This is a genomic window from Kribbella ginsengisoli (assembly GCF_039537185.1).
GTDB classification, from domain to species: domain Bacteria; phylum Actinomycetota; class Actinomycetes; order Propionibacteriales; family Kribbellaceae; genus Kribbella; species Kribbella koreensis.
In genome coordinates, this window is the sequence record NZ_BAABAA010000009.1 from 195,301 (window position 1) to 213,285 (window position 17,985).

Consider the following 17,985-nt stretch of genomic DNA (forward strand, 5'->3'; position numbering starts at 1 on the left):
GCGAATCGCCCGATTAATGAGACCTTACGCTCACATCGTGGACATCCCCGCGTAAATCAGGCGATGTATTTCTAACCATAGCAACTAAGGTGAGCCTTACTCGACAGCCATTCCGGCTCAGGCGTGCGCGCCCACCGTGACTTCGCCGATCGTCAGCATCGGCTGGGCGCCGACGATGGTGCCGAGGCGGCCGGCCTCCTCGTCGAGCCGGCGGAGCTGGGCCGGCTCGAGCGGACGGAGGGGCTCGACCGTGAGGTGGAGTTTGCGGCCATTGCGGCGCTGGTGCCAGACACCCGCGACGATGCCGTCGACGAGCAGCAGCGGATAGTTGCCGGCCTGGCCTCGGGCGAGAGCGCGATCCCAGGCCTTGCCGGGGAAGAGCAGTTCGCGCGGATGGCTACCAACGCCGTAGGCGTCGAAGTACGGAAGTAGCCGGATGCCACGGGCCGCAGGGCTATTGAAGTCGGTGTCACCACGCACGAGCCAAGCAGGCTGACCGTCGAGCACGACCTCCTCCAACTCGTCCGCCCGCTCGGTGAACACCTTGCCGGCGGCAACCGGCGAGATGCTGAGCCACCGAGCGAAGTGCTGCGGTGTCGCCGGACCGTAGGACCAGAGGAACCGCCGCAACAACTCGCCGAGCGCCTTGTCGGCACTCACCGGCTGGAACGGCGCGAACCGATGCGGATTCGTGTACGTCGTGTTGCGCCCGCGATTAGGCCCGTAGCAAAGCACCCCAGCGTTGGCCGCCTCAGGGATCACCTGCCGCCACCGCGGCCAGAACGTCTGGAACGCGGGCATCACCAGATCCCCCGCCCATGGACCGGTCCGCCGGATGACCTCATCGCTGAGCTCGTCCACAGTCAACTCGTCAACGGCCAGCGCGTCCCCGATCGCCGCAATCACCTCAGCGGTCTGCTCCGGCGTCATCCGCATCGCCAGCGGCGCCGTCGACTTCGGCGGCTGCAGAGCGGCGAGGGCACTCACCCAACTGGCCAGCTCATCGCTCGGCAGCAGATGAACGGTCCCCCGCGGTCCGAACGTCTTCACCAGGCTCCGGTCATCCCACAGCGCCCGCTGAACGTCCTCGCGCGTCCCACCATCCAACCGCAGCGCCACAGAGATCTCAGCCGCCGCCAACACCTGCGCATGAGCCCCAGCCATCGCCCGTACTACGTCCGCCGGGCCACCCTTCGCGGGCACGCTCAGATAGTGCCTAGCGAGACGCCGTGCAACAACCGCCTGCCAACTCAGCTCCATGCCATGAAGGCTAGGACGAGAAGCGGTCAGCTTCTGTCCTAAGTAGGTCAGTGCCAGTGAGTGGCGACGAGGTTCCAGATGACCCCGGCCAAGGCGTCCTTGCTGCCCGACGGGACCGGCAGGGCGGCGCCGTCGCGGTCGAGGATGACCGCCTCGTTCAGGTCGCTGCCGAAGACCTTGCCGCCGGAGACGTCGTTGACGACGAGCAGGTCGCAGCCCTTGCGCTCCAGCTTGGCGCGGCCGAGCTCCAGCACGCTGTGCTCGGCGTCCCCGGTCTCGGCGGCGAATCCGACGATCACCTGGTCGGTGCGCCGGCGGTCGTGCGAGATGGTGGCCAGGATGTCCGGGTTCTCGATCAGGCTGACGGCCGGGACCGAGCCGTCACCGGTCTTCTTGATCTTGTGCTCGGCGACGTCGGCCGGGCGGAAGTCGGCCGGCGCGGCGGCCATCACGATCGCGTCGGCGTCGCCGGCGCGGCCGGTGATCTCGTCGTACAGGTCCCGGGTGCTGGTGACCTGGATGACCTCGACGCCGGCCGGGTCGGCCAGCTCGGAGTTGGCGGCGACCAGGGTGACCTTGGCACCGCGGGCGGCCGCGATCCGGGCGAGCGCGTAGCCCTGCTTGCCGGACGAGGAGTTGCCCAGGTACCGGACTGGATCGAGGTGCTCGCGGGTGCCGCCGGCGCTGATCAGGACCTGCTTGCCGGTCAGATCGGCGACCGACTGGCCGGCAGCGCGCGCGGCCTCGTCGGCCAGCATCAACTGGCTGATGGCGAAGATCTCGGACGGCTCGGGCAGCCGGCCACGGCCGGTATCGGCGCCGGTCAGCCGGCCGACGGCCGGGTCCAGCACGGTGATACCGCGCGAGCGCAGGGTGGCGACGTTGGCCTGGGTGGCCGGGTGCTCCCACATCTCGGTGTGCATCGCGGCCGCGAACAGGATCGGGCAGCGGGCCGTCAGGAGCGTGTTGGTGAGCAGATCGTCGGCCAGCCCATGGGCGGCCTTGGCGATCAGATTCGCGGTCGCGGGCGCGACGACGACGAGGTCCGCGCCCTTGCCGATCCGGACGTGCGGGACCTCGTGAACGTCATCGAACGGGTCGGCCGTCACCGGCTGACCCGACAGCGCCGCCCAGGTGGCGGCGCCGACGAACTCCAGGGCGGCCGCGGTCGGCACCACCCGGACACTGTGCCCGGACTCGGTCAGCCGGCGGAGCAGATCGCAGACCTTGTACGCCGCGATCCCGCCACCGACGCCGAGTACCACCGACGGCCGCTGCCCTGTGGTCGTCATCGCGGTGTCGATTTCAAAGGGGTGATTACTCGGACTTCTCCGCGGCGGCAGCGGCGGCTTCCGCCTCGGCCTCGGGGTCGATGTCCGTGCAGGTCAGCACGCCGTCGTTGATCTCGCGCATGGCGATCGACAGCGGCTTCTCCTGGACGTGGGTCTCGACCAGCGGTCCGACGTACTCCAGCAGGCCTTCGCCGAGCTGGGAGTAGTAGGCGTTGATCTGCCGTGCCCGCTTGGCCGAGTACAGCACCAGCTTGTACTTCGAGTCGGTGTGGGTGAGCAGGTCGTCGATCGGCGGGGAGGTGATGCCGATGGCGACGGGCTGGTTGCCAGACAAAATGTCAGCTCTTTCCAGAGATGTTGGGTGATCGAATCAACTTTACCAACTGATCGGCCGCTTCCCGAACCGACGCGTTCACGATCGTCACGTCGAACTCCTTCTCGGAGGCCAGTTCGAGGGTCGCGGTCTCCAGGCGGCGCTCCCGCTCCTGCGCCGTCTCGGTCCCCCGGCCGACCAGCCGGCGGACCAGTTCGTCCCAGCTCGGCGGGGCCAGGAAGACGAAATGCGCCTCCGGCATCGTCTCGCGAACCTGCCGGGCACCCTGCAGATCGATCTCCAGCAGCGCCGGGCGGCCCTCGGCCAGTTTGTCCAGGACCGGCTGCCGGGGCGTCCCGTAGCGGGCCGCCTTGTGCACCACGGCCCACTCGAGCAGCTCGTCGTCGGCGATCATCCGGTCGAACTCCTCGTCGGAGACGAACAGGTAGTGCACGCCGTGCACCTCGCCCGGCCGGGCCTTGCGGGTGGTCGCCGAGACCGAGATCCAGATCTCCGGGAAGCGCTCCCGGATGTCGGCTGCCACCGTGCCCTTGCCGACAGCTGTCGGGCCGGCCAGCACGGTCAGCCGGGCGCCGCCGACGTCCTGGGCGCCCTGTACGCCGCTCTGAGCGCCGTCCCGGGCTCCGTCGGTGGAACCGTTCCCCGTGGCCACGTCTGTCTCCAGCTCACTCGACTCCAGCTCGCTCGACGTCAGCTCGGTCGAGGTCAGCTCAGTCTGCATCATCGGCGTCACTCGGCGAACTCGCGCATCAGCGCGGCGATCTGGTTCGTGCCCAGACCGCGGACCCGGCGGGTCTCGGAGATGCCGGCCCGCTCCATGATCTGCTGGGCCCGCACCTTGCCGACGCCGGGCACGCACTGCAACAGCGCGCTGACCCGCATCTTGCCGATCACGTCGTTGGTCTGCCCCTCGTGCAGCACCTCCGTAGGAGACGCCCCCGAGTGCCTGATCCGGTTCTTGATCTCCGCACGCTCGCGCCGTGCGGCCGCAGCCTTGTCCAGAGCAGCCGCGCGCTGCTCCGGGGTCAAAGATGGAAGTGGCACCGTCTCACCTGTCCCGTTGTGTGTCTTCGCAGGTGAACCTAGCCAAACACTCCCTCCGACAGCAAACAACACACCAAGCCGCGACGACGGCATCCGGACCTGAGTCCGAACACCGTCGTCGCCGAACCGGGGTGGAGCTGTCGCGCTACGTGATCGTCAGGCAGCCCACACAGGTCGAGGTACCGCCGTCGGAGTTCGTCACCGTGATGTTGCGGACACCCGCCGAGCCGGTGATCGAGGACGTCGTGATGTTGATCTGGTTCGCCGAGCGGCTGATCAGCAGCACGTTGATCCCCGAACCGCCGGAGAAGGTCACCTGACTGGTCGAGGTGAACCCGCTGCCGTTGATCGCGAAGGACTTGAGCAGTCCCCTGGACACCGTGCTCGGCGAGGCGCCGGTCACCTTCGGGGCCAGGTTCACGGTCACGCAGTTGGTGCAGGTCGCGGCGAACGTGTCGGGCCGGCTGACCACGACGTTGCTCCTGCCAACGGCCGCCGCCGCGTCGGTGTCGATCACGGCGTTGATCCGGGTCGCGCTGACGAACGCGTAGGACGTCATCGTCACCCCGGCACCGGTGAAGGACGGTACCGACGCCGCGGTGAAGCCGGTGCCGTTGATGGCGACGGCCCGTGCGGTCAGCCCCTGGGCGAAGGCGTTCGGGGTGATCGACGTGACCGTCATGGCGCTGCGGAGCTGGACGACGACGTTGGTGCTGACGCCGACGTTGCCTGCCGCATCGGTGCTGGACGCGCTCAGCGTGTACGGCCCGGCAGGCAGGTCCGTGACGGCCGCTGACCAGGCGCCTGCGCTCGCGGTGCTGGTCAGGGTCTTGACCAGCGCCCCGGTCGTGTTGCTGCCCGCGTAGACCTTCAGAGTGACGGTCGCGCTGTCACCGGTGAGTGTCCCGGTCGTACCGGACGCCGTGAACGACGTGGCGGTGATCGCGGCGTTGTTCAGCGGGCTGGTGATCCGCACCACCGGCTTGGTCGTGTCCACCGTGAACGTCGACGTGCTGGTACCGACGTTGCCGGCCGCGTCGGTCTGGGTGGCCTGCGCCGTGAAGATGCCCTGCGGAAGCGATGCAGGGGTCACTCCCCACGCCCCGGCCGTGATCGGTGCACTCACCGTCTGGCGCGGAGTACCGGTCGCCGTGGCGCCGTTGTAGATGCGCAGCGTCGTCGTTGCCGCGTCACCCGTCGCCGTGCCGCCGGTACCGCTGATCCGGGGCGTGGTGACATTGACGCTCGAGTTGTTCACCGGCGCGGTGATCACGATCGCCGGCGGCGTCGTGTCGACCGTGTCGGAGACCACGAAGGTCCGCGGCGCGCTGAAGCCGGTCAGGCCGTTGCCGGTCTGCTGTGCCTGGACGGTGTAGGTGCCATTCGCAAGCGGTCCGGGGAGCGTCGTTGTCCAGGCACCACTGTTGTTGCCGACGTTGACCGTCAGTACGGGCGTACCGGTGCTGTAGGGGCCGGAGTAGACCGAGACGGTGACGTTGCCGCCGGTCGCCTGCGCACTGCCGCTCACTGTCGGGGCAGGACTGACCGTCTGGCCGGCCGTCGGTGCGGTGACGATCGGGTTCGGGATCGTCTGCCCGCCACCCATCACGTCGGCGACGGTCTTGACCGAGATGCCGCGGCTCGCGTTGGCGGTCAACCAGTCCATGAACTGGCTGAGCGTCGTGTCGGAGACCGGGCGGTAGCCGGCCATGCAGGCGTCGAAGTTCGCGCTGCCCGCGTAGCAGATGTCGTGGAACAGCATCGGCACCCAGCCGCCGGCCCGGTCGGCCGGACCGTTGACGGCGTCCTGCAGCCACTGCAGCGTGATCGGACCGTCGTACGTCGTACCGAGCGCCTTGAAGCTGAAGGGCTCGGACGGTGGGATCGACTCGCTGTAGAGCGGGCCACCCACCAGGAGGCTGCCGCCACTGCGGCCGGACTGGTAGCCACAGCCCTTGATGATGCTGACGGCCTGCGCGTTGAAGGCCGCGAACGGGTAGGCGAAGCTGGCCGGCGAGAAGCCCAGCGCCTGCAGCCGGGCCCGGTCGTCACAGGCCTGGTGCCAGCGGTAGTCGAAGCTGGTGTCCGCGGCGGTCATGTCGACGTGGTCGAGCGTGTGTCCGCCGATGTCGTGTCCGTCGGCCTGGAGCGCGTGGATCTGGGTCCACGTCATCGCGCCGGGTTCTGCAGCGTCCACCGCACCGCTGTTGATGTAGAAGGTGCCGTGCATGTTGTGGGTCGCGAACATCGTCCGCGTCCCGTACTGGCTGAGATCGCCGTCGTCGAAGGTGAGCGAGACCACCGTCGGCCGCGGCGGCAACGGCGGCTGAGCGGCGGCACCCATCACGTCGCGGACCCGCTTGATCGTCGTACCGGCCGGCGCGTCGGTGCTCTGCAGCCAGTCGATGAACGCCGACAGCACGTCCTTGTCGAGCGACTGGTAGCCGCCCATGCAGCTGGAGTAGTCCGAGGCGGTCGAGTCGCAGACGTTGTTGAACGCGATCGGCAGCCAGCCGCCACCGTTGCTAGCGGCAACATTCACCGCGTTCTGCAGGTCGGCGAGCTGGAGCTGACCGCCGCCGAAGTTGGCGGTGCTGAGCCGGAAGGCATCAGCCGGCGGGAGCTGCTCGGCGTACGGGCCGGAGTTCGCGTCCAGGCCGCCGACGGTCCGGCCGGACAGGTAGCCACAACCCTGGACGATGCTCTCCGCGTTCGCGTTCACCGCGGCGAACGGGTAGCTGAAGCTCTGCGGGTCGTACCCCAGGGTGGTGAGTCGTTGCTTGTCGCCACAGACCTGGTCGATCTTGTACTGCTGTGTGGTGCCCGGATCGGTGAGGTCGACGTGGTCCGTCGTCACGCCACCGATCTCGTCGCCGTCGCGGTAGAGCGCGTCGGCGTGCCAGGTGGCCATGTAGCCCGGGGCGTTCGCCTCCACCACTCTGCTGGACAGATAGAAGGTCCCTTGCACGTTGTGGGCGAGCAGTACCGGCCGCGCGTGCTGGTACTGCGACATGAGCCCGTCGTTGAACGTCAGGGACACAACAGTTTCACCCGCGGCCTGAGCCTGCGTGGTGAACGTGAACAGTCCGCCCGAAACCACTACCGCGAGCGCGGCGCTGATCCGAACGGCGCGTGACTTGACCAAGCCTGACACTGACACCGAGGCCCCCCTGGCATCTGATGCGAATCCAACCCTAAGGACGCCGCTCGAAGCGCGGTCGTCCCCCCGAGGATGAGGCTAGCACCGGAAGACAGTTTCGGATACGAGCCGACCGTGCGCTTTCGGCCGACTCCGGGCCGTGTGCGGCCCGGCTCCTCGACGGACTGCTCAGGCTCAGTTGAGCTTGGGCACGTCGACCTTGCAGGAGTCCTTGGCCTGGGTCGCGATCGCCTTGTAGGCGGACGTCACGGGCCCGAGCTGCTTGGCCAGCCGGGCCAGCTCGACCTCGTTCTTCCCGGCCTTCTGGGCTTTTTCGGCGAAGCCGACGATCACTTTCCAGTCGTCCTTGACCTCGTCCGGCGCGCTGTCGCGGAGCTTCTTCGCGTCGTCGAGGATCTTCACGTAGTCGGCCGGCTTGGCCGGATCGACATTTGTCGCCGACGCTGCATAACCCGCCAGGTCGACACAGTAGGCCTGCGCGTCCGTGCAGGCGGTCAGCCCGGTGGCCGCGATCGCGATCGTTGCGGTCGTGACGGCGATACGTCGCATCAGCTGGTTCGTCCTCAACTCGAGATGGTGACGTTGCAGGTGTCCTTGCCCTGTTTCGCGATCGCCTCGCCGGCGGTCACCAGCTCCGGGCCGCTGTCCTTGGCCAGCTGATCCAGCCTGGCCTTGTCGCCGCCGGCGTCCTTCACGTCGGCCAGGTACTGGCTCATCACCTTCCAGCTGTCCTTCAGCTCGGCCGGCGACGACTTCGACAGCTTCTTCGCCTCGGTGCTCAGCTTGTCGACGGTCTCGGGATCGCTCAGATCCTTGAAGTTCTTGACCGCCTCGCCGTAGTTCTGCAGCTCGCTGCAGTAGTTGGCGCCACCCGCACAGGCCGTCAAGGTTGCGCCGCTCAACACCACTACCGCCACCAGGGCAGCACCCTTACGCATTCCAGACCCAACTCTCGTTCAACGTGTCAGTAACCCAGCACGGCCCGGAACGCGTCGTTCGCGCGATCGGCGGCATCGCGCAGCGAAGCGGCGTCCGGGCCGGCACCGAGGATCTCACGAGAGCTGGACGGTACGACGTTGCGCACCGCCGAACCGAAGACATCTTTCAGCCCCGCGGCCGTCCCGCCCTGCGCGCCGAGCCCCGGGGCGAGCAGCGGGCCGCGGATGTCGAGGTCCTCCCCCGTCGACTTGATCGTCGCGCCGACGACGGCGCCGAACGAGCCCAGGTCGTCGGCGTCGGCGTTGAGCTCGCGCAGACCGTCGAGCACGGCACCGGCCACGGTCGGTCCGTCGACCGTGCGCGCTGACTGGAACTGCGGGCCCTCGGGGTTGGACGTCAGCGCCAGCACGAACAGCCCAGCGCCGGCCTCGCGCGCCTCGTCGATCGCCGGCTGCAGCGAGCCGAAGCCGAGGTACGGGCTGACGGTGAGCGCGTCGCAGGCGAGCGGGCCCTTCTCTGCCAGGTACGCCGCTGCGTAGCCGGCCATCGTCGAGCCGATGTCGCCGCGCTTGGCGTCGATGATCACCAGCGCGCCGGCCTCGCGGAGCTTGATGGTCGCCTGCTCCAGCACGTAGATCCCGGCCGAGCCGAACCGCTCGAAGAACGCTGACTGCGGCTTGAAGACGGCGACCCGGTCGGCCAGCGCGTCGACGACACCGTAGGTGAACGAGGCCAGGCCTTCGGCGGTGTCGGGCAGGCCCCACTGGTCGAGCAGGTGCGAGTGCGGGTCGATGCCGACGCAGAGCGGGCCGCGTTCGTTCATGGCCGCGCGCAACCTGGTTCCGAAGGGCTGGCTGCTCATGGGGCGTTCTCGCTCTCTCATTCGGTTCCCTTGTGGGCAAGGCGGCGGTTGGTACGGCGTACCAGGCCTGGGCCGCGGTAGATCAGGCCGGTGTAGATCTGGACCAGGCTGGCACCCGCGTCGAAGAGGCGGACGGCATCGTCGGGGTCGAGGATGCCGCCTACTCCGATGATGGGGAGGGCTCCCCCGGTCTCGGCGTTGATGTGGGCGACTGTTTTGGCGGAGATCTCGGTGAGGGGCCGGCCGGAGAGACCGCCGGTCTGCCCGGCCTGCCACTCGTCGGCGGGGGCGAGGCCGGCGCGGCCGATCGTCGTGTTGGTGGCGATGATGCCGGCGACGCCGACGTCGGTGCAGACGCCCAGCAGTTCGTCGATCGCCTGCTCGGTCAGGTCGGGCGCGATCTTGACCAGGATCGGCTTCGGGTCGCGGCCGCCGGTGCTCAGGGCCTTTGCCTCGGTGTGCAGGGCGGTGAGCAGTTCGCGGAGGTGGCCGGAGTCCTGGAGAGAGCGCAGTCCGGGGGTGTTGGGTGAGCTCACGTTGACGGCGAAGTAGTCGCCGTACCGGTAGAGGCGCTGGAGTGAGGTGACGTAGTCGCCGACCGCGTCCTCCAGTGGGGTCACCTTGGACTTGCCGATGCTGATGCCGAGTGGGTAGCCGAGATCCCCGTACGCCGCCAGCCTGCGGGCGAGTGGCTCGGAGCCCTCGTTGTTGAAGCCCATCCGGTTGATGATCGCTTCGCTCTCGACCAGCCGGAACAGCCGGGGCTTCTCGTTCCCCGGCTGCGGCTGCGCGGTCACCGTCCCGACCTCGACGAACCCGAACCCGAGCGCGCGCCATGCAGGCAACGCCACCCCGTTCTTGTCCATCCCCGCCGCCAGCCCGACTGGGCTGGGGAAGCGCACGCCGAAGACGGTCCGCTCGAGGCCGGCCGGCAAAGCACCGTACGAACGGTTGAGTGCGGGCACCGCCCCCGGGATGCGGCTCAACCGCCGCATCCCGTGAAGCGTCTGCTCATGAGCAACCTCGGCATCACCCCTACCCAAGCGGTAGAGGAGAGGCCGGACGAGCCGCCGGTACATCAACTCGCCGCCTGCGGCGGTGAGGCGAGGGAAGACGCGGAGGCGTAGCCCGTCGGGCCCGTTGGCGAGGCGCCAGCCGGCGCCTCCTGGTCGCCGCGGATGCGGCTTGCCCAGTCCTGCAGCGAGCGGACGCCGATGTCTCCTGCCTGCTGTGCCTCGATGCCCTGTACCGCTGCCCCGAGCCCTTGGATCGTGGTGATGCAAGGGATGTTGCGGGCGACGGCGGCGCTGCGGATCTCGTAGCCGTCGAGGCGCGGGGAGCCGTCCTTGGTGATGCCGATCGGGGTGTTGACGATCAGGTTGAGCTCGCCGTCCTGAACCATCTGGACGATCGTCGGCTCACCGTTCGGGCCGGGACCCTGGCTGCTCTTGCGGACCGTCACGGCCTGGACGCCGTTGCGGCGCAGTACGTCGGCGGTGCCCTCGGTGGCGTAGATCTGGAAGCCGAGGTCGGCCAGCCGCTTGACCGGGAAGATCATGTGCCGCTTGTCCCGGTTCGCGACCGACACGAACACCTTGCCGGCCGTCGGCAGCGGCTGCGACGCACCCGCCTGCGACTTGGCGAACGCAGTACCGAAGGTGGTGTCGATCCCCATCACCTCACCGGTCGACCGCATCTCCGGCCCGAGCACCGTGTCGACGGACGCGCCGTCGATGGTCCGGAACCGGTTGAACGGCATCACGGCTTCCTTCACCGCGATCGGCGTCGACGCCGGCAGCGTCCCACCGTCACCCACAGCCGGAAGCATGCCCTCGGCGCGCAGATCGGCGATTGTTGCCCCGAGCATCACCCGGGCGGCCGCCTTCGCCAGCGGCGTCGCGGTCGCCTTCGACACGAACGGAACCGTCCGCGACGCGCGCGGGTTCGCCTCCAGCACGTAGAGCACGTCGCCGGCCAGCGCGAACTGGATGTTCAGCAGACCCCGTACGCCGATGCCGCGGGCGATCGCCTCGGTCGACTCGCGGATCTTCTGGATGTCCGCACTGCCCAGCGTGATCGGCGGCAGCGCGCAGGACGAGTCGCCCGAGTGCACCCCGGCCTCCTCGATGTGTTCCATCACGCCGCCCAGGAACAGCTCGTCGCCGTCGAACAGCCCGTCGACGTCGATCTCGACCGCGTCGTCGAGGAAGCGGTCGATCAGTACCGGGTGCTCCCAGTTGGCCGACAGCGCTCCCCCACTGAGCCGCTCGAGCGCGGCGGTCAGCTCGGCCTCGGAGTACACGATCTCCATGCCGCGGCCGCCGAGCACGTACGACGGCCGGACCAGGACCGGGAAGCCGATCTCGGTGGCGATCTCCTGGGCTTCCCCGAACGACATCGCGGTGCCGTGCTTGGGCGCCGGCAGGTTCGCGTCGGACAGCACCTTGCCGAACGCGCCGCGCTCCTCGGCCAGATGGATCGCCTCGGGCGAGGTGCCGACGATCGGTACGCCGGCGTCGCTCAGCCGCTGGGCCAGGCCGAGTGGCGTCTGGCCACCCAGCTGGACGATGACCCCGGCGACCGGGCCGGCCTGCATCTCGGCGTACACGATCTCCAGGACGTCCTCGCAGGTGAGCGGCTCGAAGTACAGCCGGTCGGAGGTGTCGTAGTCGGTGGAGACGGTCTCGGGGTTGCAGTTGACCATCACCGTGCAGTAGCCGGCGTCGCGCAGCGCCATCGACGCGTGCACGCAGGAGTAGTCGAACTCGATCCCCTGGCCGATCCGGTTCGGCCCCGAGCCGAGGATGAGGACGGCCGGCGTCTCGCGCGGCGCGACCTCGCTCTCCTCGTCGTACGACGAGTAGTGGTACGGCGTGGCGGCCGCGAACTCGGCCGCGCAGGTGTCGACCGTCTTGTAGACCGGCCGGATCCCGAGCGCCTGCCGGACGCCGCGGACGACGTCCTCGGTCAGATCGCGGATCTCGGCCAGCTGCAGGTCGGAGAACCCGTGCCGCTTGGCGAGCTTGATGATGTCGGGCGTCAGCCGCGGAGCAGCCGCGACCTGGCCGGCGGTCTCGTGGATCAGGTACATCTGGTCCACGAACCACGGGTCGATCTTGGTCGCGTCAAAGATCTGCTCCGGCGTCGCGCCGGCCCGGATCGCGTCCATGATCGTGCGCAGCCGGCCGTCGTGCGGCGTCTTGATTGCTTCCAGCAACGGCTCCAGCTCGGACGCCGGCGGCTCGGCCCAGGAGAACCGGGCCTCGGGCTTCTCCAGCGACCGCAGCGCCTTCTGCAGCGCCTCGGTGTAGTTGCGCCCGATCGCCATCGCCTCGCCGACGCTCTTCATGTGCGTGGTCAGCGTCGCGTCCGCGGCCGGGAACTTCTCGAACGCGAACCGCGGCACCTTGACGACCACGTAGTCCAGGGTCGGCTCGAAGCTGGCCGGGGTCTGCTTGGTGATGTCGTTCGGGATCTCGTCCAGGGTGTAGCCGATCGCGACCTTGGCGGCGATCTTGGCGATCGGGAAGCCGGTCGCCTTCGAGGCCAGCGCGGACGAGCGGGACACCCGCGGGTTCATCTCGATCACGATCAGCCGGCCGTCGGCCGGGTTCACCGCGAACTGGATGTTGCAGCCGCCGGTGTCGACGCCGACCTCGCGGATGATGCCGATGGCAAGGGTCCGCATGGTCTGGTACTCGCGATCGGTCAGCGTCATCGCCGGCGCGACGGTGACCGAGTCGCCGGTGTGCACGCCCATCGGGTCGACGTTCTCGATCGAGCAGATGATCACGACGTTGTCCGCCTTGTCGCGCATCACCTCCAGCTCGTACTCCTTCCAGCCGACGATCGACTCCTCGATCAGCACCTCGGTGGTCGGGCTGGCGGAAAGGCCGGCGCCGGCGATCCGGCGCAGGTCGGCCTCGTCGTAGGCCATCCCGGAACCGACGCCGCCCATCGTGAACGACGGCCGGACCACCAGCGGGTAGCCGAGCTCGTCGGCGGCACCGAGCACGTCGTCGATCGAGTGGCAGATCCGCGAGGTCGCCGTCGAGGCGCCCAGCTTCTCCACGATCTGCTTGAACGACTCGCGGTTCTCACCGCGCTGGATCGCGTCCACGGAGGCGCCGATCAGCTCGACGCCGTACTTGTCCAGCACCCCGTTCTCGTGCAGCGAGATGGCCGCGTTCAGCGCGGTCTGGCCGCCCAGGGTGGCGAGCAGGACGTTCGGGCGCTCCTTCTCGATCACCTTCTCGACGAACTCCGGCGTGATCGGCTCGACGTAGGTCGCGTCGGCGAACTCCGGATCCGTCATGATCGTGGCCGGGTTGGAGTTGACCAGGATGACCCGGAAGCCCTCCTCCTTCAGCACCCGGCAGGCCTGGGTCCCGGAGTAGTCGAACTCGCAGGCCTGGCCGATCACGATCGGGCCGGAGCCGATCACCAGCACCGAGTCGATATCTGTACGGCGTGGCATCAGCGACGACCCTCCATCAGCTCAACAAAACGATCGAACAAGTAGGCCGAGTCATGCGGCCCTGCTGCCGCCTCCGGGTGGTACTGGACCGAGAAGGCCAGTGGCTTCCCGTCCTTGCCCGTCAGCTTGAGCCCTTCGACGACGTTGTCGTTGAGCGAGACGTGGCTGACCTCGGCCGTGCCGTACGGCGTCTCGACCGTGGAGTCGAGCGGCGCGTCGACCGCGAAGCCGTGGTTCTGCGCGGTGATCTCGACCTTGCCGGTGGCCCGGTCGAGTACCGGCTGGTTGATGCCGCGGTGCCCGTACTTGAGCTTGAAGGTGCCCAGCCCGAGCGCCCGGCCGAAGACCTGGTTGCCGAAGCAAATCCCGAAGTACGGCTTGCCCCGCTGCAGCAGCTCCTTGAGCAGCTCGGTCGGGTGCTCGGTGGTCGCCGGGTCGCCCGGTCCGTTGCTCATGAAGATGCCGTCCGGGTTGACCGCCAGCACCTCCTCGAGCGACGCGTCGGCCGGCAGCACGTGCACCTCGATGCCGCGCTCGGCCATCCGCTTCGGCGTCATCGACTTGATCCCGAGGTCGAGCGCGACGACGGTGAACCTGCGGGTTCCTTCGGCCGGTACGACGTACGCCTCGGTGGTGGTCACCTGACCGGCCAGGTCGGCACCGGCCATCGGCGGCTGCTCGAGCACCTTCTGCAGCAGTACCTCGGCGTCCAGGATCTCGGTGGAGATACCGGCTCGCATCGCGCCGCGCTCGCGCAGGTGGCGGGTCAGGGCGCGGGTGTCGATGCCGGAGATGCCGACGATGCCCTGGCCCTTGAGCTGGTCGTCGAGCGAGCGGGTGGCGCGCCAGTTGGACGGGACGCGGGCGGGGTCGCGGACGACGTACCCGGCGACCCAGATCCGCTGCGACTCGTCGTCCTCGTCGTTGATGCCGGTGTTGCCGATGTGCGGCGCGGTCTGGGTGACGATCTGGCGGTGGTACGACGGGTCGGTCAGCGTCTCCTGGTAGCCGGTCATCCCGGTGGTGAACACCGCCTCGCCGAAGGTCTCGCCGGTGGCCCCGTACGACGTGCCGGCGAACGCGCGGCCGTCCTCGAGGACCAGCAGCGCGGGCTGCGCCTGGTGCAGCGTGGGCTGGGTGGCAGCCTGGCTCATGACTCGGCTCCGATCAGGGTCGAGATGGATTCGGTCAGCGGGGCGGTGTCGGCCTTGCGCCGGGGGCGGAAGCCGGTGTCGAGCTCGTGGCCGTCGTGCGTCCAGGTGACCACGACCAGCCCGGAGGCCTCGGCGGTGACCTTGCCCGCGATGCCGCGGTCGGTCCGGACGCCGGTCAGGTGGTCGACCGGGATGAACACGTCGGACGCGCCCTGCCGGTGGAAGATCAGGCCGGCCTCACTGACGGCCAGGTCCGCGGTACTGCGGACTCCGAGTTCGTGCACGGCGATCCGGTCCATCCAGTCGCCGGCGGTCGTCGTGGCGACGTACACGCCCTCGACACCCTTCACCTTGCTGTCCGGCACGACCGGCAGCGGGGCCAGGCCGGCCTGCCGCCGCCGGCGGTTGCGCCAGCCGCGGTACATGCCGAACCAGCCCACGCCGATGATCGCCAGCGTGCCGATGATGCCTAGAACGGTCTTCACTTGGTGAGCTTCCCGCCCAGCACTGTGGGCTCGCCTCTGAGGAAGGTCGCAGTCACCTTGCCGGGCAGCTTCATCCCGGCGAAGGGCGTGTTCCGCGACAGCGACGCGGTCTCGGTCGGTACTACGGTCCGCTCCGCGGCCGGGTCGACCAGCACGAGGTTGGCGGGGGCGCCGACCTCGAGCGGCTGCCCGTGCTCGGTGATCTGGCCGATCGCGGCCGGCCGGTAGCTCATCCGGTCGGCCAGGTCGGCCCAGGTGAGCAGCTTGCTGTCGATCATCGTGTGCTGGACGACGCTCAGCGCGGTCTCCAGTCCGGTCATACCGAACGCCGCCGCGCTCCACTCGCAGTCCTTGTCCTCGACCGGGTGCGGCGCGTGGTCGGTGGCGACGATGTCGATCGTGCCGTCGGCCAGGCCCTCGCGGACCGCCTCGACGTCGGCCTTGGTCCGCAGCGGCGGGTTGACCTTGTAGACCGGGTTGTACGACGCCGCCAGGTCCTCGGTGAGCAGCAGGTGGTGCGGCGTCACCTCGGCGGTGACCTCGAGGCCGCGCCGCTTGGCCGCCCGGACGATCTCGACCGAGCCCTTGGTGGACAGGTGGCAGATGTGCAGCTTCGAGCCGACGTGCGCGTTGAGCAGGATGTCGCGGGCGATGATCGACTCCTCGGCCACGCTCGGCCAGCCGGTCAGACCCAGTACGCCGGACAGCGCGCCCTCGTTCATCTGGGCGCCCTTGGTCAGCCGTGGCTCCTGCGCGTGCTGGGCGATCGTGCCGCCGAAAGCCTTCACGTACTCGAGGGCGCGGCGCATCAGGGCCGCGTCCCAGACGCAGTCGCCGTCGTCGGAGAAGACCCGGACGCGGGCGGCCGAGTCGGCCATCGCGCCCAGCTCGGCCAGTTGGGTGCCCTGGCGGCCGACCGTGACGGCGCCGATCGGGTAGACATCGGCGTACCCGGCTTCGCGGCCGAGGCGCCAGACCTGCTCGACGACGCCGGCGGTGTCGGCGACCGGATCGGTGTTGGCCATCGCGAACACGGCGGTGAAGCCGCCGAGCGCCGCGGACCGGGTGCCGGTGAGCACCGTCTCCGCGTCCTCACGGCCGGGCTCGCGCAGGTGGGTGTGCAGGTCGACCAGACCGGGGAGCGCGATCAGGCCGGTGGCGTCGATCGTCTCGGCCTCGGCCGGCGCTTCGAGGCCGGTGCCGACAGCAACGATCTCCCCGTTGTCGATCAGCAGATCCGCCACCTCACCGCCGACGATGCTGGCTCCGGTGATCAGGTACGCGGTCATGCGGTCTGCTCCTCTGACGATTCGTTGCTTCCTGACAACAGCAGATAAAGGACGGCCATCCGGACGGCCACGCCGTTCGTGACCTGTTCGACGATCACCGAGCGGGTCGAGTCGGCGACCTCGGCGCTGATCTCCATCCCGCGGTTCATCGGGCCGGGGTGCAGCACGATCGCCTCGTCGGGCAGCTGGGCCATCCGGTGCACGTCCAGGCCGTACCGGCGGGTGTACTCGCGGGCGCTGGGGAAGAACGCGTCGCCCATCCGCTCGCGCTGGACGCGCAGCATCATCACGGCGTCGCTCTTGCCGAGTGCGCCGTCCAGGTCGTACGACGTGGCGCACGGCCAGGTGCTCATGTCGACCGGGAGCAGCGTCGGCGGCGCGACCACGGTGACCTCGGCGCCGAGCGTCGAGAGCAGCAGCACGTTCGACCGGGCGACCCGGCTGTGCAGGACGTCGCCGACGATGGTGATCCGGCGGCCGTCGAGCGAGCCGAGGTGGCGGCGCATCGTGAAGGCGTCCAGCAGGGCCTGGGTCGGGTGCTCGTGGGTGCCGTCGCCGGCGTTGACCACCGAGCCGTTCAGCCAGCCCGAGGTGGCCAGCAGGTGCGGGGCGCCCGACGAGCCGTGCCGGCAGACGACGCCGTCGGCGCCCATCGCCTGCAGGGTCAGCGCGGTGTCCTTCAGGCTCTCGCCCTTGCTGACGCTGGAGCCCTTGGCGGAGAAGTTGATCACATCGGCCGACAGCCGCTTGGCGGCCGCCTCGAACGAGATCCGGGTCCGGGTGGAGTCCTCGAAGAAGAGGTTCACCACCGTGCGGCCGCGCAGGGCGGGCAGCTTCTTGATCGGCCGGTCGGCCAGCGACCGCATCTCCTCGGCGGTGTCGAGGATCAGGTTGGCCTCATCGCTGGACAGATCACCAGCACTCAGCAGATGCCTCACTTCGCCACCGCTCCCGTCTTGTCGGCCTGCGTCTTGTCGGCGATGAGTACGGCGTCGGTGCCGTCGTACTCGGTCAGGTGGACGGTGACCCGCTCGACCAGCGAGGTGGGCAGGTTCTTGCCGACGTAGTCAGCGCGGATCGGCAGCTCGCGATGGCCGCGGTCGACCAGGACGGCCAGCTGGACCGCCTTCGGCCGGCCGATGTCGCCGATCGCGTCCAGCGCGGCCCGGATGGTGCGGCCGGAGAACAGCACGTCGTCGATCAGTACGACGACCTTGCCGTCGATCCCGCCGGGCGGGATGTCGGTGTGCTCGAGCGCGCGGGCCGGTTTGAGGCCGATGTCGTCGCGGTACATCGTCACGTCGAGTGATCCCGTCGGCACGCTCCGCCCTTCGACGGCCGCGATCCGCTCCGAGATGCGGGTCGCCAGACCCACGCCGCGGGTCGGAATGCCGAGCAGCACGACGGGGTCGGCACCCCTGTTGCGCTCGAGGATCTCGTGCGCGATCCGGGTCAATGCCCGGGAAATATCGGAAGCATCCAGCACTGTGCGGGGTACAGCCTTGTCCTGAGGTGCAGAAACTTGTGCACTTTCGGACTCGGACTGCGGTACCGAGGCAGGGCTCATCGCTACCGTTCCTCCTTTCCCGCCTCTCTGGACGGGTCTTTAAAGGACGTTCGGACCACTTGACATGGTATCGGAAGTGACACGCCGTCTTGACGCTGGCCTCGCGACCAGAATATTGTTAC

At 68.9% G+C, this 17,985-nt stretch carries 16 protein-coding genes; all 16 read right to left on the minus strand.

The window, feature by feature from the left end:
• Window positions 1–117 precede the first annotated feature (117 nt).
• Entirely contained in the window at window positions 118–1,260 is a 1,143-nt protein-coding gene (locus ABD768_RS29905) for a winged helix DNA-binding domain-containing protein (RefSeq protein ID WP_344846237.1), read from the minus strand.
• Window positions 1,261–1,307: 47 nt separating this feature from the next.
• Window positions 1,308–2,552: a bifunctional phosphopantothenoylcysteine decarboxylase/phosphopantothenate--cysteine ligase CoaBC gene (gene coaBC, locus ABD768_RS29910; RefSeq protein ID WP_344846239.1), complete on the minus strand. Its 1,245-nt coding sequence runs from the start codon at window positions 2,550–2,552 to the stop codon at window positions 1,308–1,310.
• A gap of 25 nt (window positions 2,553–2,577) precedes the next feature.
• A complete protein-coding gene (rpoZ, locus tag ABD768_RS29915) occupies window positions 2,578–2,886 on the minus strand; it encodes a DNA-directed RNA polymerase subunit omega (RefSeq protein ID WP_328325165.1) in 309 nt (102 codons plus the stop codon).
• 4 nt (window positions 2,887–2,890) lie between these two features.
• Entirely contained in the window at window positions 2,891–3,610 is a 720-nt protein-coding gene (gene gmk, locus ABD768_RS29920) for a guanylate kinase (protein WP_425552054.1), read from the minus strand.
• Window positions 3,611–3,615: 5 nt separating this feature from the next.
• Window positions 3,616–3,930 carry an integration host factor, actinobacterial type gene (gene mihF / locus ABD768_RS29925; protein WP_026163363.1) on the minus strand — a complete coding sequence of 105 codons (315 nt, stop codon included), beginning with the start codon at window positions 3,928–3,930 and terminating at the stop codon, window positions 3,616–3,618.
• A gap of 145 nt (window positions 3,931–4,075) precedes the next feature.
• Window positions 4,076–7,090, minus strand: a complete 3,015-nt coding sequence (locus tag ABD768_RS29930; protein ID WP_344846242.1) for a polysaccharide deacetylase family protein — start codon at window positions 7,088–7,090, stop codon at window positions 4,076–4,078.
• A gap of 174 nt (window positions 7,091–7,264) precedes the next feature.
• On the minus strand, window positions 7,265–7,657 hold the full coding sequence (locus tag ABD768_RS29935; RefSeq protein ID WP_343965814.1) for a hypothetical protein: 393 nt from the start codon (window positions 7,655–7,657) through the stop codon (window positions 7,265–7,267).
• Window positions 7,654–8,007, minus strand: coding sequence for a hypothetical protein (locus ABD768_RS29940; protein WP_343965816.1), 354 nt, complete (start codon window positions 8,005–8,007; stop codon window positions 7,654–7,656). Before ABD768_RS29940 ends, ABD768_RS29935 begins: the two co-directional genes overlap by 4 nt.
• 47 nt (window positions 8,008–8,054) lie before the next feature.
• On the minus strand, window positions 8,055–8,891 hold the full coding sequence (pyrF, locus tag ABD768_RS29945) for an orotidine-5'-phosphate decarboxylase (RefSeq protein ID WP_344846244.1): 837 nt from the start codon (window positions 8,889–8,891) through the stop codon (window positions 8,055–8,057).
• 17 nt (window positions 8,892–8,908) lie between these two features.
• Complete coding sequence (locus ABD768_RS29950; protein WP_344846246.1) at window positions 8,909–9,970, minus strand: quinone-dependent dihydroorotate dehydrogenase; 1,062 nt, start codon at window positions 9,968–9,970, stop codon at window positions 8,909–8,911.
• Window positions 9,970–13,368, minus strand: coding sequence for a carbamoyl-phosphate synthase large subunit (carB, locus tag ABD768_RS29955; protein ID WP_344846248.1), 3,399 nt, complete (start codon window positions 13,366–13,368; stop codon window positions 9,970–9,972). Before carB ends, ABD768_RS29950 begins: the two co-directional genes overlap by 1 nt.
• Entirely contained in the window at window positions 13,368–14,522 is a 1,155-nt protein-coding gene (gene carA / locus ABD768_RS29960; protein ID WP_344846249.1) for a glutamine-hydrolyzing carbamoyl-phosphate synthase small subunit, read from the minus strand. Before carA ends, carB begins: the two co-directional genes overlap by 1 nt.
• Window positions 14,519–15,007 (minus strand): PH-like domain-containing protein, encoded by a 489-nt coding sequence (locus ABD768_RS29965; RefSeq protein WP_344846251.1) that lies wholly within the window; start codon window positions 15,005–15,007, stop codon window positions 14,519–14,521. The genes carA and ABD768_RS29965 overlap by 4 nt, the downstream gene beginning before the upstream one ends.
• Window positions 15,004–16,296: a dihydroorotase gene (locus ABD768_RS29970; protein WP_343965828.1), complete on the minus strand. Its 1,293-nt coding sequence runs from the start codon at window positions 16,294–16,296 to the stop codon at window positions 15,004–15,006. The genes ABD768_RS29965 and ABD768_RS29970 overlap by 4 nt, the downstream gene beginning before the upstream one ends.
• On the minus strand, window positions 16,293–17,234 hold the full coding sequence (locus ABD768_RS29975; protein WP_343965831.1) for an aspartate carbamoyltransferase catalytic subunit: 942 nt from the start codon (window positions 17,232–17,234) through the stop codon (window positions 16,293–16,295). Before ABD768_RS29975 ends, ABD768_RS29970 begins: the two co-directional genes overlap by 4 nt.
• On the minus strand, window positions 17,231–17,863 hold the full coding sequence (pyrR, locus tag ABD768_RS29980) for a bifunctional pyr operon transcriptional regulator/uracil phosphoribosyltransferase PyrR (RefSeq protein ID WP_343965834.1): 633 nt from the start codon (window positions 17,861–17,863) through the stop codon (window positions 17,231–17,233). The genes ABD768_RS29975 and pyrR overlap by 4 nt, the downstream gene beginning before the upstream one ends.
• Window positions 17,864–17,985 lie beyond the last annotated feature (122 nt).